Source organism: Actinoplanes sp. NPDC051475 (genome assembly GCF_040689425.1).
GTDB lineage: Bacteria > Actinomycetota > Actinomycetes > Mycobacteriales > Micromonosporaceae > Actinoplanes.
In genome coordinates this window covers 102608-125671 of record NZ_JBFAZZ010000003.1, presented here as the reverse complement: position 1 = coordinate 125671, position 23064 = coordinate 102608, and the positions used below count along the sequence as shown (strand labels likewise).

Genomic DNA, 23064 nt, shown 5'->3' with positions numbered 1-23064 from the left:
GCCGGGACGATGGGTCGGGTGGTATGGGCGGCAGAGGCGCCGGTGGCAAGCAGCAGGGCACCCGGAAGGGCAAGTCCGGGAAGCGGGGGAAGCCCTCCTCCGGCGGCCCCGACGTGTTCGTCTCGTACGCCGGGGCGGACCGGCCTTGGGCGGAGTGGGTGGCGTGGCAGCTGCGCGACGCCGGCTATTCCGTCGAGCTGGACGTCGACTGGCAGGCCGGCGACAACATCGTGCTCCGGATGAACCAGGCGCTGGAGCGCGCCGGCCTCATCGTGATGGTCTGGTCGCCCGCATATTTCGAGCGGAACCGCTTCACCGCCGACGAGTGGACCGCGGTCATGGCGGAGCGTCCCGGCGACCGTCAGCCGGTGGTGCCCGTACGGGTGGCGCAGGTCGATCCGCCGCGCCTGCTCAAGACCCTGGCCCACCGCGACCTGTTCGGCTTCGACGAGCGGAAGGCCCGTACCACGCTGCTCGAGGCCGTCGGCGGCGCCCGGGACGCGGCGGGTGTGCCCGAGTTCCCCGGCACCGCGAAGTCCAAGGTGCAGCGCGAGCAGGCGCCGCGACTCCCGGGCGCGCTGCCGCCGGTGTGGAACGTGCCGCGGCGCAGCGTGTTGTTCACCGGCCGGGACGGACCGCTGGTCGCCCTGCGGGAGCGGTTGCACGGCGGGGGTGCGGCCGTGGTCCAGGCCGTCCACGGCATGGGCGGCGTGGGCAAGACCACGCTGGCGGTCGAGTACGCGCACCGCTTCGCCGGCACCTACGACCTCGTCTGGTGGATCGACGCTGAACAGCCGACCCGGATCAGCGACCAGTTCACCGATCTGGGCGTCGCGGCCGGCTGGATCTCGGCCGACATGCCGACGCCGGACGTGACCGCGCTGGTGATGCAGCAGCTGCGCCGGCAGAGCGCCTGGCTGCTGGTCTTCGACAACGCCGAGCGCCGCGAGGATCTCCAGCCGTGGCTGCCGCAGGGCGCCGGCCACGTGCTGATCACCTCCCGCAACCCGGGGTGGGGCCAGCTGGTGCAGCCGGTGCCGCTGCAGGAGTTCACCCGCCCCGAATCGGTCGCCCTGCTGCGCCACAGCCTGTCGCACCTGACCGGCGACCAGGCCGACGAGCTCGCCGGCCGGCTCGGCGACCTGCCGCTGGCGATCGCGCAGGCCGCTCAGATGCTGGGGGAGACCGGCATGTCGGTCGGCGACTATCTCACGCTGCTGTCCGAGCAGACGGTGCCGATCCTCTCGGAGGGGGTCCCCGACGGGTATCCGGCGCCGCTCGCCGCCGTGATCCACACGTCGATGCGCCGCCTGGCGGCGGAGGACGAGACCGCTCTCCAGCTGCTGCGGGTCTGCGCGTTCCTCGCGCCGGAACCGATACCCATGGACCTGTTCACCGCCACCCCCGGGGCCCTGCCGTCGCCGCTGGCCGAGGTGGTGACGACACCGCTGGCGTTCGCCCACATCCGGCGCCGCATCGCGGCGTTCGGGCTGGCCCGGGTCGGCGAGGGCACCCTGCAGCTGCACCGGCTCACCCAGGCCGTCATCCGCGACAGCGTCGACCCGGCGGATCGGCCCGAGGCCCGGCGCCGCTGCGAGACGCTGCTCGCCGCCGCGCTGCCCGACGACGGCCGCGACCCGGTCCACTGGCCGCGGTGGGCGCAGCTCACGCCGCACCTCAACGCCCTGGACCCGGCCACCACCACCCACGACGGACTGCGGGGGATGGCCTGCCGGGCCACGTCCTACTTGCTCTCCCGCGGCGACACCGACACGGCGGGCGAGGTCTCCGGCCGCCTCTACCTGTCGTGGCAGGAGCGCTTCGGCCCGGACGATCCGTACGCCCTCTTCGTCGGGACCAACCTGGCCCTCGCGTACGACCGGTCGGGCCGCTTCACCGACGCCTACGAGCTCGGCGGGGAGATCCACGACCGGCGTCGCCGGATGCTCGGCGACGACCACCCCGACACGCTGATCTCCGCCAACAACCTCGCGCGGACCCTGAGCGAGCTGGGACGCCATGACGAGGCGTTGAACCTTCACCAGGACAGCTACGACCGGCGGTGCAGCGTCCTCGGCAAGGATCACCCGGAGACGCTGATCAGCGCCGGCCATCTCGCGAACTCCATCCGGCGGACCGGGCGGCACCAGGAGGCCCTGGTCCTGCACGGGGACGCCCACGACCGGCGCCGGCGCATGTTCGGCGACGACCATCCCAGCACGATGATCTCCGCCGGGAACCTCGCGGACACCCTCCGGACCCTGCACCGGCACGACGAGGCCCTGGCCATCCACGAGGACACCTACGACCGGCACCGCCGCGTCCTCGGCGGGGACCACCCCGACACGCTGACCGCCGCCAACGACCTGGCCACCACCCTGTTCCACATGAGCCGCGACGCCGACGCCGCCCGGCTCTTCCAGGACACCCTCGGCCGCTCCCGGCGGGTCCTCGGCGAGGACCATCCCCGATCGCTGCAACTGGCCCGGTCCCTCGCCGCTGTCCTGGGTCGCCGCCGCGAAGCCCTGCCACTGCTGCACGACACCTTCCGGCGATACCAGCGTGTCCTGGGCGACGGCCATCCCCTGACCTCCGACTGCGCGTTCCAGCTCGCAGGGTTTCTCGGCGCGACGGGCCGCCACCGCGACGCGGTGACGCCGGCCCGCTACGCCCTCCAGCATCGGCGCGCGCTGCTCGGTGACGGCCACCCCGACACCGTCGAGGCGGCGACGTACCTCGTGCAGCTTCTGCGGCACGCCGGGCGGAACGGCCAGGCCCGCGATGTCGCGCAGGAGATGCGGCTGGACGAGACGAGGGAACAGGACTGAGGTTCGGCGGGGCGGGCCCGCCGCCGGTGGGTCGGCACCGATCGACGGCGGCGCTGGTGACACGATGCGATCATGCGTTCGGCGTCACCGGAGCCGTACGGGCCCTCCCGCCCGCACCCGCCGATCTTCGTTCCCCCGCTGCGGCACCGCGACGGCCCGGGCAGCGAGCGCCGCTGCGACGAGGTCGTCACCCCGGCGGTACGGGCCGCGCTGTGGCGTTTCCTCCGCGGCACCGCCCACCTGCTGCACCCCGGTGCCGCCACGCCCGACGAGCCGGCCCGGCTGTCCGGCCTCAACGACGGCCGCGGCGCCGGCGTGAAGGTCGGCATGCTCGGCACCGACACCAGCGGCGTCTGTCTCGTGCTGGCGGCCCGTCCCGCCGCGACCCGCCCGCGACCGCAACGCCCGTGGCGCGACGGGCTCGGTGCCGAGGGCGTACGGGAGCACGCCACCGTGGTCTCCGGCGTCGAGGAGGCCGCGCCGGCGGACGTGGCGCCGCTGCTGGCCGACGAGCCGCCCCGGCACGCCCGGCCCTGGCTCGTGGTCCGGGCCTTCGTGCGGGAGCGGACCGGAACGCTCGCCGTGGATCCGGGCGACGGCGTCCTGCGGCCGGTCCTGGGGTTCTCGGTGCTGCGGCTCTTCGGCCCCCGGCCGGCGGGGGAGCGGCCGGCCCGCTGCCCGGGATGCGGCGGGGCGCGGGTCCGCCGCTACGCCGCCTTCGACCTCTGCCCCGACTGCGGCTGGTCGGTGCAGGCCCCCTGCGGATGACAAACGCTCAGCCCCGGCCCGGCGTGGCCGATGGGCAGGCATGCCCCTGCTGCGCCGACTGGCCCTGCTGCTCACCGTCGTCCTGACGGTGACCGGTCTCGCCGTGCCCGCCGCCGCGGCGTCCGGCTCCTGCCTGCCGGCCGGCGGCGGCCAGGCCTGCCAGGTCTGGACCGGCAAGGTGGTCCGCGTCGGCGACGGTGACACCGTCCTGGTCGACATCGCGGGCGACGGGGCGAACAACCCGCGCTGGATCCGGCTGATCAACGCGCAGGCCATGGAGTTCAGCGTCTACTCGTCCATCCCCGCCCGCCGCCGCGGTGAGTGCCACGCCCTGGCCGCCGCCGCCCGCTTCGAGCGGCTGGTCAAGGCCGGCGGCGGGGTGGTCCGGATGACCGCGCAGCACGCGTCGAGCTCCAGCAGGAACCGGCCGTTGCGCGCCGTCGAGGTCCGGATCAACGGGGTGTGGCACGACGTCGGCCTCGACCTGATCCGCCACGGCCTGGCGCTGTGGCAGCCGTTCAAGGGCGAATGGGCCTGGAACGCGTCCTACCGGGTCGCCCAGGCGCGCGCCGCCCGGGAGGGACTCAACCTCTTCGACACCGACACCTGCGGAAGTGGCCCGTACCAGAGCGCGGCGCTCACGGCCGTCGTCAACTACGACGCCGAGGGGCTCGACGACCAGAATCTCAACGGCGAATGGGTACGCGTCGACAACGCCTCCCGCTACGCCGTACCGGTCGGCGGCTGGTGGGTCCGCGACTCGGGCCTGCGCCGCTACACGTTCCCGGCCGGCACCGTGGTCCCCGCCGCCGGATCGGTCTGGGTGCACGTCGGCAAGGGCAGGGACACCGCCACCCACAAGCACTGGGGCCTGACCTCGCCGGTCTTCGACAACCCGACCGACGACGAGCAGGCGCTGGGCGACGGCGCGTACGTGTTCGACCCGCGGGGCGACCTGCGTGCCTGGATGCAGTACCCCTGAAGCACGGCGTTCCGTCGCCGCGCTGCGCTGACCCGCGCGCACTAGGCTGCAGGCGACAGCAGGGGTAGGCAGCAAGGGGGCACCATGGTCGCCGGCGAGCGGGAGCGGCTTCCGGGGTCGGGCGCGGCAGTCGAGGTGGCACGCCTGCCGCGGGGGCGGCACGACCTGCCCCGCGAGTTCGTGTCGCGGACCCAGCGGGACCGGCTCATCGACGCGATGGCCCGGGTGGTGGCCGAGAAGGGGTATCCGAACGCCTCCCTGACCGAGATCTGCGCCGCGGCCGGCGTGTCGACGCGCGCCTTCTACGAGCACTTCACCGACAAGGAGGCGTGCCTGCTCGCCGCCTTCGATCTGGGCGTCGAGCTGATGCAGAAGACGGTCGCCGAGGCGTTCGCCCGGCCCGCGAGGTGGCCGCAGCGGATCCGGTGCGGGCTCGACACGCTGCTGCGGGTGCTCGCCGCGGAACCTGCGTTCGCGGTGCTGGCCGTGGTCGAGGTGCTGGCCGCCGGGCCGCGGGCGCGGGAGCGGCGGCGGTTGCTGCTGGAGAGCTACTCCGGCTTCTTCGCCGACGTGCCCCAGCGCCCCGGCGGTCCCGTCGTGCCCGCCGGGGTCGTGGAGGCCGTCATCGCCGGCGTGTACGGGATCATCTTCGATCTCGTCTCGACCGGCCGGGCGGCGGACCTTCCGGACCGCCTGCCCGACCTCACGTACTTCGTGCTGGTGCCGTTCCTCGGCCCGGCCGTGGCGGCCCGGGTGGCCGGATCCGGCTGATCACCCCTCGGGCGGCGCGACGGTGCCGTCGGTCACGGTGATCCGCTGGGTCGCGTCGGTGGTGTCGGTGATCGCGTACCGGGCCCGGAAGGTCGCCGTGGTGGCGCCGGTGGGGCAGGTGAGGCCGCCGGTCACGCGGATCGGCAGGCTCACGCCGGCGGAGAAGTCCAGCACCGGCGGGGTGGTCTCGGTGCCGTCGATCCACGGCCCGGTCAGGGTCGCCGGGCCGTCCGGAGCCACCAGGACCGTGCAGGAGGCCAGCCCGGAGATCGTGGTGACCACGCCCGCGGTCGGGATCGTCATCGTTCCGGTGGAGCCCGCCGCGTCGTACTGCAGCGCGATGGTCCAGTCGCCGTTGGTGTTGTTGGAGGCGGTACGGGCGGTCGTGAACAGCACGTTCGTCGGGCAGTTGCCACCGTTGTTGGTGAAGGTGGCCGGGGTCACGGCGGACACCACCGGTCCGTCCGGGCTGGTGTTGGCGGGCTCGGCCGGCACCAGCCCGGTGTTGCCGGACTGGTTGCAGGTCACCGTGGTGCTGCCGACCACGAAGGCCGCGGTGGTGCCGCTCACCAGGGTGGCGGCGTAAGCGTGCCCGGCCGGCCCGACGGTGGTGCCGGCGGCGAGCGCCAGGGCGGGAACGGCGGGCAGGACGCCGAGGCCGAGGCCGAGGGCGGCGACGACGCCCGTACGGCGGAGGTGTCGCATCGTTTCTCCTTCTAGAAGCACTCGTCCTTGCCCCAGTGCAGGGACAGCTTGAGGTTGCGCAGGTTGAACTCGCCCGCCGAGGTGGACCAGGCGACCTGCTTGAGGTTGGTGATCGTGACCCGGTCGGCCTGCTGGCTGAAGAAGCCCTCGCGGCGCTGGGCCTTCTCGCCCGGGTCGTTGTCGGGGCCCTTGTCCAGCGTGGACGCGTCGCGGCCGATCTCGATCGTCTCGAACTTGGCGTTGCCCTCGAGCTGGGACATGTCGACGACCATGTTCTTTGCGGTCACCGGCTGGCCGCCGGTGCCGGCGCGGATCATCAGGCTGACCGAGCCGAAGTCGCCGAGGTCGGTGACGACGGACTGGCACAGGTTGGTCAGGGTGGCGGTCTTCATCGCCGACACCGCGACGGGTTCGGGCTTCTGGTTCTGCGGGTCGCCGCCCGGCTCGATGCGGGCGTCGACCGTGCCGTACTGGATGAAGCCGGAGGCCACGAGCTCGTCGGCGCTGACCTTGAACTGCTGGCCGGAGACGACGAACGTCGCGGCCAGCGCGCCCTGCGAGATCAGTGACACCACGCCGGCGGTGGCGACGGTGCTGAGCGCCATCACCACGCCGAAGCGGCGCCAGCGGATGCGGCCTTCCGGGGATGTCGAGCGAGGTTCGGTCACCGTCGTGACTCCGTCCAGGAGGATCCAGAAAAGGTCGTGTTTCTGGGTGGACGGACCGTAACTCCAGCCCGGAAGGACCGTCAAGACATGAATTGCCGTCGATGTTCTCCGGCCGGTGGCGCCGGCCATGACCGCAGGGCCCACCACCAGCGCACGGTGTCGAGCACGGTCAGCCGCTCGCCGAGCCCGGTGAGTTCCTGGAGCCGGCGCAGCCGGTACCGCACCGTGTTCGGGTGCAGGTGCAGCGCCTCGGCGGTGCGGTCCAGGCGCTGCCCGGCGTCCAGATAGGCCAGTGCGGTGTACGCCAGGTCGTGGTGGAACTCGTCGCCGGGGTCGAGGGCCCCGAGCAGGCTGCGGGACAGGAAGCCGGCCAGCATCGGCTGGGCCGCGAGCGCGGTCTCACCGGCCAGGTCCACCACGTCGTGCACGCCGGTCAGCGCCTCTCCGGCGGCCGCGTGCAGGGCCGTCACGCCCAGGGCGTACGCCGCCGGCGCGCGCTCGAGCGGGACCGCCGGGGTGGTCACCACCAGCGCGGTCGTGGCCGGCGGCGGGGACGGCAGCCGGGGGGTGAGCCCGGCCAGCAGCCCGGCCACCGGAGCCGCGACGCCGCCGCACCGGGCGACGGCCTGCTCGAGCCGGCGGACCCGCGCGGGGTCGGCGGCATCGGACACCAGGCAGTGGTACGTCCCGCCGGCCCGCAGCCCGAACCGGCCCGGGTCGGTCGCGGTGCCGTCGTCCTCGCCGAGCAGCAACCGCCGCAGGAGGCCGATCCGGGCGTCGCGCTGATCGCGGCTGAGCTCCCGCTCGGCGGCCCGGTATCCGCCGACGATGTGCCGCTCCAGCCGGGTGCCGTAGCGGTCCAGCTTCAGCAGGGCCTGCAGCATCACGTCGGTGGCGATGCCCGCGGCGCGGCCCCGCTCGATCGCGATCTCCAGGATCCGGCTGCGGCCCGCGTACAGCCCGGACAGCAGCGCTGCCACGGGCACGCCCAGCGTCGCGCGTTCGGCGCCGAAGCGCGCGGCCGGGCCGAAGTCCGGCTCGCCGTCACCGGTGAACGCCGCGAACCCGGCGGCAAGCAGGGCGGCGACGTGCCGCCGGCTCTCGGACCGGGGCATCCTCGCGATCCCGGGCGACTCGCAGCGGGCCGCGTGCACCACGTCGTCGACGAGCTGCGCGTCGCCGGCGAGGTCGGCTACCAGGACCGCCAGGGCGTCCTCGCGCGATTGTGGGCGGTGCACAACGGGCTGCTGCGGCATTGGTTCCCGTCCTCTATCCGCGCGGAGTTATTCATTGTTCCCTATGCGTTACCGCAAAGTAACATTGTGGGGCGTCCGGCGGAACAGCCCGGATCCGCGCCCCGCCCGACCGGCCGGGAGGCGTCCGTGCGCGCTGCATCCGTACCGAAGGCCCTGATAGCCCTTCTCATCGCGGTCGTACCGGCAGTGCCCGCGCAGGCCGCCGCGCCGCCCCTCCGCGAGGTCATGTTCGTCGGCAACAACTGGGAGGGCACGGTCGACGTCATCGCCTCGCGCGGCGACTTCGCCAAGCTGGGCCGGATCAACGTCGTGCCGGACAAGAGCGAGCGGCTCTGGGAGATCTACCTCAACCCGATCAAGCTCGCGTTCTACCTCGGCATCCAGCTCGGCCCCGGCGAAGGCCACGACCAGCTCGTCGACGACATGTACACCACCCCGGACGGCAGCGCGCTGGTGGTCTCGCGGCCCAGCTTCGCCGACGTGGTCTCGATCGACCTGGCCACCGGGGCGGTCCGCTGGCGGTTCCCGGTTTCCGGCTTCCGCTCCGACCACATGGCCGTGTCGCCCGACGGCAAGGCCGTCGCGGTCTCCGCCTCCACCTCCGACACCGTGCACGTGCTCGACATCGTCACCGGCCGGCAGCTGGGCTCCTTCGCCGCCGGCGACACGCCGCACGAGAACATCTACACCGACGGCGGCCGCTATCTCTGGAACATGTCGATCGGCGAGGTCAACACGTCGCTCGACGATCCCTCGGCGGACTGGACCAAGGGCGACCGGCACATCACCGTCGCCGACGCGACGACCTTCCAGACGGTACGCACGATCGACATGCGTCCCCGCCTCGACGCGTTCGGCCGCTCCGACCTGTCCGACGCGGTCCGCCCGGCCGTCTTCACCCCCGACGAGAAGAAGCTGTACTTCCAGGTCTCGTTCTTCAACGGCGTGGTCGAGTACGACGTGCCGAGCGACCGGATCACCCGGGTCAAGGAGCTGCCGAAGAACCCCGCCACCAACGAGGACCGCACCACCTGGGTCAACGACTCGCGCCACCACGGGCTCTCGATCAGCCCGGACGGCGCCAAGCTCTGCGTGGCCGGCACCATGGACGACTACGCCACGATCGTCGACCGGGCCACGCTGACCCAGGGCGAGCTGGTCACCGCCAGCAAGCCGTACTGGGCGACGGTCAGCGGCGACGGGCTGGACTGCGTGATCTCCGAGTCCGGCGCCGACCAGGTGACCGCGATCAGCTTCGCGACCGGCAAGCGGGTCGCGAGGGTCCAGGTTGGTGACCACCCCCAGCGTGTACGCATCGGGCACGTCGCCACCACCTGGACGCCGCCCCGGGCATCCTGATCTCGCGCACCGATGTCCCTGCCGATGCATCCGTGATGTGCTGAACCCCATGAGTGACGAACGCGTGACCAACTGGGCAGGCAACATCGTCTTCGGCGCGCGCCGGCTGCGCCGGCCGGCCACCGTCGAGCAGGTGCAGGAGCTGGTGGCGGCCGGGAATCCGGTCAAGGTCCTGGGCAGCGGGCACTCCTTCAACCGGATGGCGGACACCGCGGGCGACCTCGTCTCCCTGACCGAGCTGCCCCGCATCGTCGAGGTCGCCCCGGACCGCAGGACGGTCCGGGTCGACGGCGGCATCCGCTACGGCGAGCTCTTCAGCCGCCTGGACGCCGAGGGACTTGCGCTGCACAACACGGCGTCACTCCCGCACATCTCGGTGGCGGGCGCCATTGCGACGGCGACCCACGGCTCCGGCGGCCGCCACGCCAATCTGGCCGCCGGGGTCTGCGGCATCGAACTGATCCGCGGTGACGGCGAGCTCGTCACGCTGCGCCGCGACACCGACGGCGACAGGTTCGCGGGGGCGGTCGTCCACCTCGGCGCCCTCGGGGTGATCACGGCCCTGACCCTGGACGTCGAGCCCGCGTACGAGATCCGCCAGTACGTCTACGACGACGTACCGCGGGCGTCGGTCGAGGCCCACCTGCCGGAGATGCTCGCGGACGGGTACAGCGTCAGCTTCTTCACCGACTGGACCCGGCCCGACATCACCATGGCCTGGCTCAAGCGCCGCGACCCCCTGCCCGCCGGCGACTGGTACGGCGCCCGCCGCGCCGACGGCCCCCGTCACCCCGTTCCCGGCATGCCGGCGCTGAACAGCACCGACCAGTCGGGCGACCCGGGACCGTGGCACACCCGGTTGCCGCACTTCCGCCTGGAGTTCACCCCCAGCAGCGGCGAGGAACTCCAGTCCGAGTACCACGTACCGCGCGAGCGTGCCCTGGAGGCGATCGACGCGGTGCAGGCCATCGGCCCGGACGTCTCCCCGGTGCTGCAGACCTGCGAACTGCGGACTATCGCCGCCGACGACCTCTGGCTGAGCCCCAACTACCACCGCGACACGTTCGCCCTGCACTTCACCTGGATCGCCGACGCCGACGCGGTCCTGCCGGCGGTGGCGAAACTGGAGGAGGCCCTGGCACCCCTCGACCCCCGCCCGCATTGGGGCAAGGTCTACACCACGACCCCGGAAGCGGTACGCGCCCAGTACCCCCGCTTCGCCGACTTCGTGGCCCTGGCCCGCGAGTACGACCCGAATCGGATCTTCCGCAATCCGTGGCTCGACACCCTGCTCGACTAGGCGGGCCTACCAGCCGTCGATGTGCAGGACTTCGTCGAGCGGCTGCCGCGCTGCCGGGCGGAAGGTGTCACCCGTGTAGTAGGCGGTGGGGATCAGCGCTCCCTGGTGCACGCCGGCGGGCAGGCCGAGGATGTCGGCGGCCTCGCGCTCGTAGGCCAGGTGCAGGGTGGTCCACGCGGTGCCGAGGCCGCGGGTGCGGGCCGCCAGCATGAAGCTCCAGGCGGCGGGGAGCAGCGAGCCCCACAGCCCGGCCTGGTTTCCCTGGGGAAGCTGTTCGCGCCCGGTGCGCAGGCACGGGATCACGTGCACGGGAACGTCGCCCAGACGGTCGCCGAGGTAGGCGACGCTGTCGCCCACACGTTGCTGCACCGGGGCGCGGGAGTCGTCGCCGGCGAACAATTTGCCGGCGGCGCCCTCGGACGCCAGGTAGTCCTGGACCGCCTTGCGGTACAGCTCTCCCAGGGCGGCGCGCCGCTGTGCATCGGTCACGACGACCCAGTGCCACGCCTGCCGGTTGGACCCGCTCGGCGCCTGGAGGGCGATCTCGAGGCATTCCCTGACCAGCGAGAGGGGCACGTCCCGGGTGAGGTCCAGACGCTTGCGGACGGAGCGGGTCGTGGTCAGCACCTGATCGGCGGTCAGCTCGGGCATGCGGGCATTATGCCTCGCCACGCGGGGCGCCGGCCGCGCGTTCCCCGGTGGCGAGGGCGACGGTGAGCAGGAGCAGCCACTGGGGGTCGCGGAGGCGGTCGCCGTACAGCTCGCGCAGGCGGGACATGCGGTAGCGGACGGTCTGCGGGTGCACGAACAGCTCCGCGGCCACGTCCTCGCGCCGGCCCTGGTGCAGCAGCCAGCTGCGCAGCGTCTCCACCAGCTTGGCAGCGGTCGCCTCGCGCTCTTCGGCCAGCGGCGCCAGGACCCGCTCGCGCAGGTCCGCCAGCGCTTGGCAGTCCGCGGTCACGACCAGGGTCAGCAGGTGGTCCTCGGTGTCGACGGCGGCCGTGCCGGACGCCCCCAGCCCCAGGCGCGACACCCGGACGGCCCGGGTGAGCGACTCGCGGACGCGCAGCCACGGGCGGGCCGGGCCGGCGATTGCGCCGCGGCCGGCCAGCAGGCGCAGGAGGTGGGCCCGGGACGGGCCGTGCGCGTCCGGGACCAGCAGCAGTGAGGTTTCCGGCAGGTCGGGGCCGGCCTCGGCGACCTGGAGGGTGCGGGGGTCGAGCAGGTCGGCCACCGGCCGCGCGGCGCGCTCGGGCACCAGCACCGCGGTCAAGGTCTGCGGCGGGGTCCACTCCGCGCGTTCCGCCGCGGCGGTCGCCACGTGCGAGGGCTCCCCGGCGGCGAGCGTCTGGGCCAGCAGCTCGAGGTGGCGCCGGCGGGCCCGGCCCGACTTGGCCAGCTCGTCGGCGTGGCCGGCCACGCTCGCCGCGGACAGCTCGTCGATGTAGGCGAAGACCAGCTCGGCGAAGTGGGCGATGGTGGGCGCCGGCTGACCGGCGGCGACGCTGATCGCGGCGAGCTCGCGCCAGGAGACGCGGGCGCCGACCCGGTACGCCGCGAGCAGCGCGTCGAGGCTGCGGCCGGAGCGGGCCTCGCCGCGGCCCAGGGCGTACGCCGCCTGCAGCGCCGGGGCCAGCGGGGAGCGTGCGTCGGAGCCCGGCGCCCGGGAGACCAGGTTCAGGAACGTGTTGAGGGCCGCCTGGACCGCCTTCTCGATCGTGGCGCCCATCACCCCGGTGAAGGCCTTCTTGTACGCCGGGACCTCCGCGGTGATGGCCGTGATCGTCTGCACGGCGACGCCCGGCAGCCCCTTCCGCAGGGGTGCCACCAGGTCCGCCGAGAGGCGGAAGTCGCGTACGTCGGGCAGTGTCTCGTCCATGCCGGCTCCAGGTTTGACGGCAGAATCTTGTCTTCCACGAACAATAACTCCCGCGGGATTCACTTCGGCAGGTCAGGCATTCGTTCCCGGAACACAGCATTCTTGAGTCATGGCCGTCACGCAGACCCTGCGGTCCGGGGCCTGGCGGGTCGTCGAGATGATCACGACACCGCTCGTCCCGGCCGATTATCTCGACCAGGTTGCTCCGCTCCGCAACGCCTCGGTGCTGCGCGCCAAGGTCCTCGCCGTCCGGCCCGAGACCGCGAACAGCGTCACGCTGACGCTGCGCGCGGGCCGTGGCTGGCGGCCGCACACCCCGGGACAGTACGTCCGGCTCGGCGTCGACGTCGACGGCGTACGGCTCTGGCGCTCGTACTCGATCACCAGCGCGCCCCGGCGCGGCGACGATCGGTTCACCGTCACCGTCAATGCGATCCCCGGCGGCGCCGTCAGCACCCACCTCGTCCGCCGCGCGAAGCGGGGTCAGATCCTGCACCTCGACGTGCCGGCGGGTGAGTTCACGCTGCCGCCCGCCGTCCCGGCGAAGGTGCTGTTCGTGACGGCCGGCAGCGGCATCACGCCCGTCATGGGCATGCTGCGCAGCCACCTGCACCAAATCAGCGACGTGGTCGTCGTGCACTCCGCGCGCAGCGCTGAGGACGCGGTCTTCGGCGCGGACCTGCGGGCGCTGGCCGGGCAGGGGCGGATCCGCCTGATCGAGCGGCACACCCGGACCGACGGCCGGATCAAGCCGGCCGACCTCGACGAGCTGGTGCCCGACCTGTTCGAGCGCGAGGCCTGGGCGTGCGGCCCCAACGAGCTGCTCGACGACCTCGAGGAGCACTGGGAGCAGGCCGGCGCCCGGGAACGCCTGCGCACCGAGCGGTTCCGGCCCACGGTCGTCGTGGACGGCGCCGGGGGCGGGGACGTGACCTTCACCCGCACCGGAAAGACCGTGGCGTCCCCCGGGGGCGAGCCCCTGCTGGAGGCCGGCGAGGCCGCCGGGATGCTCATGCCCTCCGGCTGCCGCATGGGCATCTGCTTCAAGTGCGTGCTGCCGCTGCGCGAGGGCGCCGTCCGCGACCTGCGCGACGGCTCGCTCACCGTCGCCGAGCCGGGCGACTCGATCCTCGTCCAGACCTGCATCAACGCCGCCGCCGGCCCCTGCCGCATCGATCACTGAGGAACCACCGTGACCATTCTGCAGCGCAAGAAAGTCAGCCCGATCGCGCACCTCACGCCCGAGGACATCGAGCAGCTCGGCATCGAGCTCGACGCCATCCGTGACGAGATCGTGGAGAGCCGCGGGGCGAGCGACGCCGCGTACATCCGGCGGATGATCGCGGTGCAGCGCCGCCTGGAGCTCGGCAGCCGCGTGGTCCTGCTGTTCTCGCTGTTCCCGCCGGCCTGGCTGGTGGGGACCGCCGGCCTGTCGGTCGCGAAGATCCTGGACAACATGGAGGTCGGGCACAACATCCTGCACGGCCAGTGGGACTGGATGCGCGACCCGAAGATCCACTCCTCGACCTGGGAGTGGGACAGCGCCACGCCGGCCGAGCAGTGGAAGCACTCCCACAACGAGCTGCACCACACGTACACCAACGTGGTCGGCAAGGACAACGACCTCGGCTACGGCATCATGCGCGTCGACGAGGACCAGCCCTGGCACCCGGTCTACCTCGGCCAGCCGCTGTGGAACTTCGTCAACGCCTGCTTCTTCCAGTACGGCATCGCCGCGTACGACCTGGAGCTGGGCCGCAACCTCAAGACGAAGAAGCGCCGCCGCTCGCCGGAGTTCCGGGCCGCTCTCAAGCAGGTCCGCCGCAAGGTCGGCAAGCAGATGCTCAAGGACTACGTCGTGCACCCGGCGTTGTCCGGCCCGTCGTTCCTGCACACGATGGCGGCCAACGCCACTGCCAACCTGATCCGCAACCTGTGGACCCACTCGGTCATCATGTGCGGCCACTTCCCGAACGGCGTGGAGACCTTCGAGCGCACCTCCATCGAGGGCGAGACCCGCGGCGAGTGGTACCTGCGTCAGATGCTGGGCTCGGCGAACATCAGCGGCAGCAAGCTGCTGCACATCATGACCGGCAACCTGTCGCACCAGATCGAGCACCACCTCTTCCCCGACCTGCCCAGCAACCGCTACGCGGAGATCGCCCCGAAGGTGCGGGCCCTGTTCGAGAAGTACGACCTGAAGTACGTCACCGGCCCGATGCCGAAGCAGGTCGCCTCCGCATGGGCGAAGGTCTTCCGGCTGTCGCTGCCCAACCGCGGCCCGGCCTCGGTGCGCCCGCCGCGCAAGAAGCTCGACCCGACGGTCACGCCGGCCGCCCGCTGGCAGCGCGCGGAGCCCAAGCCGGCGAGCTGAGAACGGTGGACGGCTGGTGGCGCACCGCCGTCGTCTACCAGATCTACCCGCGGTCGTTCGCCGACTCCGACGCTGACGGGGTCGGCGACCTCGCGGGCGTCACCGCCCGGCTCGGATACGTCGCCGGCCTGGGTGCCGACGCCGTCTGGCTGACGCCCTTCCAGCGCTCACCCCAGGCCGACCACGGGTACGACGTCAGCGACTACTGCGACGTCGACCCGTTGTTCGGCGACCTCGCCGCGTTCGACGCGTTGCTCGCCGAGGCGCATGCCCGGGGCCTGCGGGTCGTCGCCGACCTGGTGCCCAACCACTGCTCCGCCGGGCACCCGCTGTTCCGCGCCGCGCTCGCGGCCGGGCCGGGCAGCGCCGAGCGGGCGCGGTTCCACTTCGCCGACGGCCGCGGTCCGGGCGGGGACGAACCGCCGAACAACTGGCCGAGCGTCTTCGGCGGCCCGGCCTGGACCCGGATCACCGAACCCGGCGGCCGGCCCGGCCAGTGGTATCTCCACCTGTACGCGCCGGAGCAGCCCGACTGGAACTGGCGCGATCCGCGCACGGCCGAGTTCTTCGACGGCGTGCTGCGCTTCTGGCTCGACCGGGGCGTGGACGGGCTGCGCATCGACGTCGCCCACGGGCTCTACAAGGCCGCCGGCCTGCCGGACCTGCCCGACCCGGCCGCCGTGCCGCCCATGCGCCTGCGGGGCAATCCGCTCGCCTGCGACCGGGACGAGGTGCACGACGTCTACCGCCGGTGGCGGACGATCGCCGACTCGTACCACCCGCCGCGGGCGCTGATCGGCGAGGTGAATCTGGAGCCCGAGCGGGCCGCGCGTTACGTACGCCCCGGCGAGCTGCATCAGGCGTTCGCCTTCGCCTTCGTCACCGCACCGTGGGACGCCGGGTGGTGGCGCGAGATCGGCAGCCGGTTGCTCGCGCACGGCGACGTCACGTGGGTGGTGGAGAACCACGACGTCGTCCGTATGCCCACCCGCTACGGGACCGCGGCCCGCGCCCGCGCGGCCCTGCTGACAATCCTCGCGCTGCCCGGGGCCGCGTACCTCTACCAGGGGCAGGAACTGGGACTGCCCGAGGTGGACGTCCCGCCGGCGGCGCGGCAGGACCCGGCCTGGGCCCGGTCGGGGATCAGCCGCGACGGCTGCCGCGTCCCCCTGCCGTGGCGCCGCGACCCGGCCGGCGCCTTCGGTTTCTCGCCGGACGGGTCCGGGCCGCCGTGGCTGCCCGTGCCGACGGGGTGGGGCGATCACGCGGTCGAGGCCGAACCGGAGACGCTCGTCCTCTGTCGGGCGGCGCTGGCCCTGCGCAGGCGGTGGCATGCCGATGGGATCCTCGGCGCGGGCGATCCCGTCGAGTGGGCCGTGCACGACGGTGGCCTGCTGGTCGCCGTACACGGAAAGGGTCTGGTCCTGGCCGTAGCCATGGGCGACCGGGCCGTGCCGCTCCCGGCCGGGACCGTGGTGCTGACCAGCGGGCCCCTCACGGAGGACGGGCCTGCTGCCGCCGGACACCGCGGCCTGGCTGCGCCGCGTGCCGGCCTCAGTCCCGCCGGATGATCCGGGGCAGTCGCGGTACGCCTTGTGACCAGCCGACGGCCCACAGCGACCCCGAGACCGGGTCGGCCGTGGCCCCGGCGAGCGGCGCGGCCGAGGCCGGCTCACCGTTGCTGCCGCCCCCGGTGGACGTCGGTTCGAGCGGTGTCTGTTCCCGGGTGAACCCGGTCCCGTTCCAGAATTCGACGCGGCGCGACTGGACGCCGGTGGCGGAGCGATCGAATCCGACGGTCCACACGGCCGTCGCGGAGACGGGCAGGACCTCGGTCACCTCGGTGCCTCCCGACACCGGGACGGATTCCCAGCGTCCGCGCAGGAGATGCAGGACGACGGCGGAGCAGGCGGTCCGGCAACTGGTCCCCGCGGCCCACAGGTCCGAGGGTCCGATGCCGGCCACACTGTTCAGCACGGTCCCCGCCGGCGCCGGAACCGTCACCTCGGTCCATGCCACGCCGTCCCAGTGCAGGACCAGCGGCAGCTGGACACCGCCGACCATCCGGGTTCCCGCGGCCCAGGCGTCGGTGGCCGAGAACGACTCCACCGAGGTGAGCCGGGCGTCGACGATCTTGGGGGCGGCCGACCGGACCCACCGGCCGTGCTGCAGGCGCAGCACGAGCGGGACCGGCGCGCTGCCGCCGACGGTGTCACCGACCGCCCAGCCGTCGTCCGCCGTGCGCAGGTCCAGTCCTTCGAGATCGTCCTCGGTCCCGGGCGCCGCCGCCGGGGCAGGCGCCGTGCTCCACGCCGTACCGTCGAAATGCAGCAGAGTCACCCCGGCGCCCGCCGCCCAGACGTCGTCGATCGCGACGGCGTCGACCGCCGTGAGATAGCTTCCCGCCGCCGTCCGCGGCAGCGTGCCGACCTCCCAAGAGGTGCCGGTGCCGTGCAGGACGAACGGCTGCCGGTCGGCGGTCCACGCGGAACCGACGGCCCACACCTCGCCGGGCCCGCTCGCGGCGACGTCCTCCAGCACACTGTTCGTGAACCCGGAGGGCAGCGGAACCGGCGAGACCTCGGACCACTTGGAGATCGCGGCCGGGTTCCCGGGCGTACCGGCGCCGGTCGTCGCCGCGGCCAGGATCACCACGACGACGAGCGGGCCGCACCGGCTGAATCGAAAGCTGCGCATCGTACTTCCTCTCCCGTGAATGCTCCCGCCATGGTTTCCGTCCCCGTCCGGCGGCGGCACCCCGCCGGGTACGACCATTCCGCCGCCCGCCTACCCGGATTCCTGGAGGAGTGCCGCCAGGCCGTGGCGGGTGCCGGTGCCGGTCTTCGCCAGAAGGTGGGCGACGTGCTTCTCCACCGTCCGCGGTGACAGGTACAGGCGGTGGCTGATCTGGGGATCGCTCAGCCCCTGGGCCACCAGCCGGCAGACCTCGAACTCGCGGACGGTGACCCCGCAGCGCCGCAGGCCGGGCGGGATCGCCTCGCTGCCGCGCCGATGCTGCGGCGCGCGCTCGCCGGTCCCGCGCAGCAGGGCCCGGCAGGCACCCGCGACCGCGGGCGCCGCCGAATGGAAATGGGCCTCCGCCGCCCGCAGCCAGGGGATCGGCTCACCCCACCCGCCGTCCAGGGCGTCCGGTGCCACCAGCCGCAGGCCGAGATGCCGCGCGAGCGGGAACGGCTCGGCGAGGTCGACGAAGCGGCGGGCGGCGTGCGCCGCATCCCTACGCCGCCCGTCCCGGCCCAGGACGACCGCTTCCGCCAGCGCCAGGAACTGGCGGTTCCAGCGGGCCTGGACCTCCGCCGAGCGGGCGAACTCCGCGCAGTCGGCCGCTCCCGCCCGCCCCGCGAGAACCCGCAGGAAAAGGTACGGACCAGGGTTGAAGGACAGGTACGAGGCGGGGCGCCGGAGCTCGCGGTCGTGCGCCCCGGCGAGTTCCGCCAGCGCCTGCTCACCCTCCTCGTGCAGCAGATGGCAGAAGGCGACACCGAGGCCGTGCACCGCCGACGAGAAGTCGTCCTCCCCGCCCAGCTCGGCGAAGCGGGTGGCGAGCGCCGTCATCTCAGACCGGCGGCCCCGGTGCCCGGCGATCATCACCCGGGTGCCGAGCGCCAGCAGCCGGGTGTGCGTCAGCCGCAGGCGCTGCGCCCGTTCCTCACAGCGCCGGGCGGACTCCTCGGCGGCGTCGAACCGGCCACGGCACAGGCGTACGACGGACAGCTCCTGCTCGATGTCGAACGCGGTCACGACGGCACCGGCCTTGTCGGCGAGGGCGAGTGCCTGCACCAGCCGGTCCTCGTCGGCCTCCCGGATCGCCAGGTCGGCGCCGAGGTGGTAGAGCAGCCGCAGCCTCCAGGCGAGGAGGCCATGCTCCTCGGCGACGGCCAGCGCCCGCTCGTAGAACGCGTCCGCCTCGGCGAGGTCGTGCAGGCGCGCCACCCGGCCGAGCGTGTTGAGCGCGCTGCACGTCACCTCGTACTGATCCGTCGTGCCGGCGCCGTGCAGAGCGCGCTCCGCCAGCCGCCGTGACTCCCGCAGCCGGTGCGGCGACAGCGGATCACCGAAGATGAGCTGCGCCTCGACCGCATCCATGCCGGCCGCCGCCGCGGGGTCCGGGTCCGCTCCGGCATGCGTACGCGCCCGTGCCAGCTCCTGGCGCCCCCGTGCCCAGTCGCCCGCCGTGACGGCTACCCGAGCCAGTTGCACATGCAGGCCGGCGCGCTGACCGGGTCGCGAGCCGTCCCGGGCCTGAGCGCCGACGGCGTACGCGTCATCGATGCGCCCGGCGATCGCATAGGCCTTGATCAGGCTGGTGGCGACGTCGGCGGCGAGTTCGCCGGTGGCCAGGCCCAGGGCTCGCTCCAGCACCACGATCGCCGTGAGGGCGGCACCGTGCGCCGCCGCCGTACGCCCCGCTGCGAGGAGCCGCCGTGCGCCGCGCTCCGGCTCACCCGCGACGCACCACAGCTCACCGGCGAGCTGATCCATCTCGGCGAAGCGGCCCACCCGCGCCTGTTCGACGGCCTCGGCGGCGCGGCGGGCGTACAGGGACCGTTCCAGCGGCAGGAGGCGGGCCCGGAGCGCCTCGGCGGTCAGGACGTGCCGGAAGGCGTACCACTGTGGATCGTCCTCCGCTTCAACCAGCCGGCTCGACACGGCCTCCCGCAGGCAGGTCACCAGCGGGGTGCCGTCGATTCCGGCCGCGGCGCCGGCGGCAGCTGCGGGAAACCGTCGTCCGAACAGGGCGGCCGAGGTCAGCAGCTCGACGGTGCCGGCGCTCAGCCGGTCGACCCGGCCGAGCAACGTCGCCGTGAGGCCGGGCGGGATCCGGCACGCCATCCGGCGCGACGCGGTCCACCGTCCGTCCGCCCACGTCAGCGCGCCCGTGGCGGCCATCTCGGCCAGGAGCTCCTCGACGTGCAGCGGAACGCCGTCCGCACTCTCCAGCAGCCGCTCCACAGCAGCGGCGGGTACGCCGTCCCGCGCGACGTTCAGGCACCCGGCCGCGAGCTGCCGGACAGCCGCGGCGTCGAGGCGGTGCAGCGCGAGAACGGCTGCCGCCCGCCGCCGCTGCGCCGCGTCGCACAGGCGTGCCGCCGGCACCGGGCCGGGCCGCGTCGTCGCGACGATCAGCACCGGCGCGGCGGTGGCATTGTCGATGAGATAGTCCAGCACGGCCAGGGTGTCAGGGTCGGCATCGTGCAGGTCCTCGAGCACCAGCACGCAGCCCCGCTCGCGACCGACGAACGCGATCAGCCGGAGCACCGCCTCCGCCAGCACCACCATGCCGGGCTCCTCGGCCGCATCGCCGGCCGGCCACTCCGGAACCAGCCGGGCGAGCGCCGACCGGTACGGCCGCAGGCCCGCCACCTCGGGCGGCCCGGACCACCGCAGCACGGACAGCAGGGCCTCGGTGAGCGGGCGGAACTGACCGGGCGGTTGCCCGGCGCGCCCCCGGAGCACGATCAGGCCGCGCTGCTCGGCGAACCCGCCGATCTCGGCGGCGAGCCGTGACTTGCCGATGCCGGGCTCTCCGACGATGAAGACGGTTCCGCCCCTCCTCCGGGCGGTGGCCTCGACGGCGCCGCGCAGCAGGGCGTACTCGGGGTCGCGGCCCACCATCGGCGCGGAACCGAGCCGGATTCCCTGCGCCCGCCCGGCCTCCGGCTCCCCGGGACCGGAACTGCCCGAAGCCTCCTCCTCCCAGGCCGCCGCGCAGAAGCTGTCGCGTTCGGTGCCGGTCAGCCCCAGCGCGGCCGCCACCAGGCGGACGGTGGCCGGGCGTACCCGGGTTGTCTGATGACGCTCGATCTTGCGCAGGCCGCGGACGCTGATTCCGGCCCGCAGCGCGAGCTCCTCCTGCGACAGGCCGAGCCGATGACGGTGCCCCCGCACCAGGTTTCCCCACACCCCGGCCACCTTTCCGGCACCCTCCGATCGCGTCTAGCGCTTACATGACAGCCGAGTGCCGGAGAAGGGCTCTCCCCCCGGCGCCCACGCATTGACATCTGTCACTAGCGCGTCGCGTGTGTCCGGTCTAGTTTGATCCCGTTGACTTGTGTGCGGAGACGGGAGCTTCATGGAGCGTCGACGGTTGTTCCAGGTGGGTGCGGCCGGCCTCGCCGCCGGTGCCCTGATGCCCGAGACGCCGGCCGGTGCCGTGCCCGCGCGGACATCGGCCGAGCGGTTCCGCCCGCCCGCCGTGCCGCTGGCCGTGCGGTCGCCGTACCTGAGCACCTGGCTGGCCGCCGACAACCTGCCCGGCAGCTGGCCCACCTTCTGGACCGGCCGGGTGACCGCCATGACCGGGCTCGCCGTCATCGACGGCGCACCGGTGCTGTTCCTGGGCGCGCCCGCGTCGCCGGCGCCGTATCCGTTTCCCAGCATGCGGCAGACCTCGCTGACGGTCACCGCGACGACATCGGAGTTCGTCCTCGAGCAGGGCGGCGTGGAGCTCACCGTGAGCTTCCTGTCCCCGGTGACCCCGGGCGATCTGCGGCGGCAGTCCCAGCCGCTGAGCTACCTGAGCGTGACGGCCCGCAGCATCGATGGCGCGCGGCACCGGGTCGCCGTCTACGTCGACGTGTCGGGGGAGTGGGCGTCCGGGGACGCGGGCCGGCCGATCACCTGGGAGCAGCGCGAGCACGGGGGTGTGGTCAGCCTCAGCTTCGGGCAGAGCGAGCCGCGGGTGCTGGGAGAGACCGGCGACAGCGCCGAGTGGGGGACCGTCGTGCTCTCCAGCCCCGCGCGGCCCGGGCTGACCTGGCAGATCGGTCCCGACGGGGAAGTGCGGGCGCACGCCGGCGCGCTTCTCAACACCGTCGACCCGCAGAAGCCGCGTCCGATCAACGACCGGTGGCCCGTCTTCGCGTACAACATGGACCTGGGGACCGTCGGGGGGTCCCGGACGGAGCCGTTCGTGCTCAGCATCGGGCACGTGCGGGAGCCGGTGGTCAGCTATCTCGGCGAGCGGCTGCGTCCGCTGTGGACGAGCTACTGGCCGGGCTGGCCCGAGATGGTCGCCGCTTTCCACGCCGACTTCACCGCGGCCGTCGCCCGCTGCGCCCGGCTCGACGCGAAGATCGAGCGGGACGCGACCCGGGCCGGGGGAGCGAAGTACGCGGCGCTGTGCGCGCTCGCCTTTAGGCAGGCGTACGCGGCCACCGACCTGGCCGTCAAGGACGGCGAGCCGTGGGCGTTCCTCAAGGAGATCTCCAGCAACGGCAACATGCAGACGGTCGACGTGACCTACCCCGCCATGCCGGTCTTCCTGTACGCCGACCCGCAGTACCTGGGGCTGCTGCTGGCGCCCCTGCTGGACTACGTGGAGAAGCGCGGCTACCCGCACGAGTTCGCGCCGCACGACCTGGGCACCCATTACCCGAACGCCGACGGGCACCTCTCCGGCACCGGGGAGGAGGACATGCCCGTGGAGGAGTCCGCCAACATGCTCATCATGGCGGCGGCGTACCTGGCCCGGATCCCGGCGGCGGAGCGGCGGGCGTACGCGGCCCGGCACTGTCCGACCTTCCAGCGGTGGGCCGACTACCTGGTGGAGCACGCGCTGGACCCGGACCTGCAGAACCAGACGGACGACTTCACCGGCTTCATCGCGCACAGCGTCAACCTCGCCCTGAAGGGCATCGTCGGGCTCGCAGCGATGAGCAGGATCGCCGGGTACGCCGGCCGCGCCACCACCTATCTGGCCACGGCCCGGCAGTACATCGCCGAATGGGAGCGGATGGCCACGGACCCGTCGGGGCGGCACCTGAAGCTGGCGTACGACCAGGACGGCACGTGGAGCCTCAAGTACAACGGCTACGCCGACGCGGTGCTCGGCCTCGGCCTCGTCCCGCAGGCCGTGGCGGCGAAGGAGGCGGCCTGGTATCTGACCCGCGCGGCGACCGACGGGGTGCCGCTCGACCCGCGGCACTCATACACGAAGGCGGACTGGGAGATGTGGACGGCGGCCTGGCTGAAGGACCACGACGAGATCCGGGACCTGCTCATCGACGGCCTGCACCGGTTCGCGACCACCACCGGCCAGCGGGTGCCGATGACCGACTGGTACGACGTCGTGACCGACCGCCAGCAGGGCTTCCAGGCGCGGCCGGTGGTCGGCGGCTTCTACGCCCTCCTCACCGTCTGACGCCGGCTGG

At 73.2% G+C, this 23064-nt stretch carries 16 protein-coding genes and 1 pseudogene; 10 read left to right on the top strand and 7 right to left on the bottom strand.

What is annotated here, in order from left to right:
• The first annotated feature begins 23 nt into the window (after positions 1–23).
• From fxsT to AB0368_RS07845, 4 genes are all read left to right on the top strand, one after another.
• On the top strand, positions 24–2828 hold the full coding sequence (gene fxsT / locus AB0368_RS07860; protein ID WP_366153030.1) for an FxSxx-COOH system tetratricopeptide repeat protein: 2805 nt from the start codon (positions 24–26) through the stop codon (positions 2826–2828).
• A 72-nt stretch (positions 2829–2900) separates the two neighbouring features.
• Positions 2901–3596 carry a hypothetical protein gene (locus AB0368_RS07855; protein WP_366153029.1) on the top strand — a complete coding sequence of 232 codons (696 nt, stop codon included), beginning with the start codon at positions 2901–2903 and terminating at the stop codon, positions 3594–3596.
• Positions 3597–3636: 40 nt separating this feature from the next.
• Positions 3637–4578 (top strand): lamin tail domain-containing protein, encoded by a 942-nt coding sequence (locus AB0368_RS07850; RefSeq protein ID WP_366153028.1) that lies wholly within the window; start codon positions 3637–3639, stop codon positions 4576–4578.
• An 84-nt stretch (positions 4579–4662) separates the two neighbouring features.
• The gene (locus AB0368_RS07845; RefSeq protein WP_366153027.1) at positions 4663–5349 is read left to right on the top strand and encodes a TetR/AcrR family transcriptional regulator; all 687 of its coding nucleotides are present in this window, start codon (positions 4663–4665) and stop codon (positions 5347–5349) included.
• Here AB0368_RS07845 and AB0368_RS07840 read toward each other — a convergent pair whose 3' ends face one another.
• From AB0368_RS07840 to AB0368_RS07830, 3 genes are all read right to left on the bottom strand, one after another.
• Positions 5350–6054 carry a hypothetical protein gene (locus tag AB0368_RS07840; RefSeq protein WP_366153026.1) on the bottom strand — a complete coding sequence of 235 codons (705 nt, stop codon included), beginning with the start codon at positions 6052–6054 and terminating at the stop codon, positions 5350–5352.
• Between the two features lie 11 nt (positions 6055–6065).
• Complete coding sequence (locus AB0368_RS07835) at positions 6066–6722, bottom strand: DUF6230 family protein (RefSeq protein WP_366153025.1); 657 nt, start codon at positions 6720–6722, stop codon at positions 6066–6068.
• Positions 6723–6802: 80 nt separating this feature from the next.
• The gene (locus AB0368_RS07830) at positions 6803–7960 is read right to left on the bottom strand and encodes a helix-turn-helix domain-containing protein (protein WP_366153024.1); all 1158 of its coding nucleotides are present in this window, start codon (positions 7958–7960) and stop codon (positions 6803–6805) included.
• Positions 7961–8104: 144 nt separating this feature from the next.
• Here AB0368_RS07830 and AB0368_RS07825 point away from each other — a divergent pair, with 144 nt between their 5' ends.
• Positions 8105–9337, top strand: a complete 1233-nt coding sequence (locus AB0368_RS07825; RefSeq protein WP_366153023.1) for a YncE family protein — start codon at positions 8105–8107, stop codon at positions 9335–9337.
• Between the two features lie 49 nt (positions 9338–9386).
• Entirely contained in the window at positions 9387–10637 is a 1251-nt protein-coding gene (locus tag AB0368_RS07820) for an FAD-binding protein (RefSeq protein WP_366153022.1), read from the top strand.
• Between the two features lie 6 nt (positions 10638–10643).
• Here the strand turns inward: AB0368_RS07820 and AB0368_RS07815 are convergent, their stop codons facing one another.
• Positions 10644–11288 (bottom strand): nitroreductase family protein, encoded by a 645-nt coding sequence (locus AB0368_RS07815; RefSeq protein ID WP_366153021.1) that lies wholly within the window; start codon positions 11286–11288, stop codon positions 10644–10646.
• Between the two features lie 7 nt (positions 11289–11295).
• The gene (locus tag AB0368_RS07810; protein ID WP_366153020.1) at positions 11296–12516 is read right to left on the bottom strand and encodes a helix-turn-helix domain-containing protein; all 1221 of its coding nucleotides are present in this window, start codon (positions 12514–12516) and stop codon (positions 11296–11298) included.
• A 109-nt stretch (positions 12517–12625) separates the two neighbouring features.
• On the opposite strand from AB0368_RS07810, the gene AB0368_RS07805 reads away from it, so the two are divergent.
• From AB0368_RS07805 to AB0368_RS07795, 3 genes and pseudogenes are all read left to right on the top strand, one after another.
• Complete coding sequence (locus AB0368_RS07805) at positions 12626–13699, top strand: ferredoxin reductase (RefSeq protein ID WP_366153019.1); 1074 nt, start codon at positions 12626–12628, stop codon at positions 13697–13699.
• 9 nt (positions 13700–13708) lie between these two features.
• Complete coding sequence (locus AB0368_RS07800; protein ID WP_366153018.1) at positions 13709–14890, top strand: acyl-CoA desaturase; 1182 nt, start codon at positions 13709–13711, stop codon at positions 14888–14890.
• A 5-nt stretch (positions 14891–14895) separates the two neighbouring features.
• Positions 14896–16489, top strand: a pseudogene (locus AB0368_RS07795) (glycoside hydrolase family 13 protein).
• Here the strand turns inward: AB0368_RS07795 and AB0368_RS07790 are convergent.
• Positions 16445–17587: a hypothetical protein gene (locus AB0368_RS07790; RefSeq protein WP_366153017.1), complete on the bottom strand. Its 1143-nt coding sequence runs from the start codon at positions 17585–17587 to the stop codon at positions 16445–16447. The pseudogene AB0368_RS07795 and the gene AB0368_RS07790 sit on opposite strands and share 45 nt — an antisense overlap.
• A gap of 90 nt (positions 17588–17677) precedes the next feature.
• Entirely contained in the window at positions 17678–20815 is a 3138-nt protein-coding gene (locus tag AB0368_RS07785) for an AAA family ATPase (RefSeq protein ID WP_366153016.1), read from the bottom strand.
• 169 nt (positions 20816–20984) lie between these two features.
• Here AB0368_RS07785 and AB0368_RS07780 point away from each other — a divergent pair, with 169 nt between their 5' ends.
• Positions 20985–23054 carry a DUF5127 domain-containing protein gene (locus tag AB0368_RS07780; protein ID WP_366153015.1) on the top strand — a complete coding sequence of 690 codons (2070 nt, stop codon included), beginning with the start codon at positions 20985–20987 and terminating at the stop codon, positions 23052–23054.
• Positions 23055–23064 lie beyond the last annotated feature (10 nt).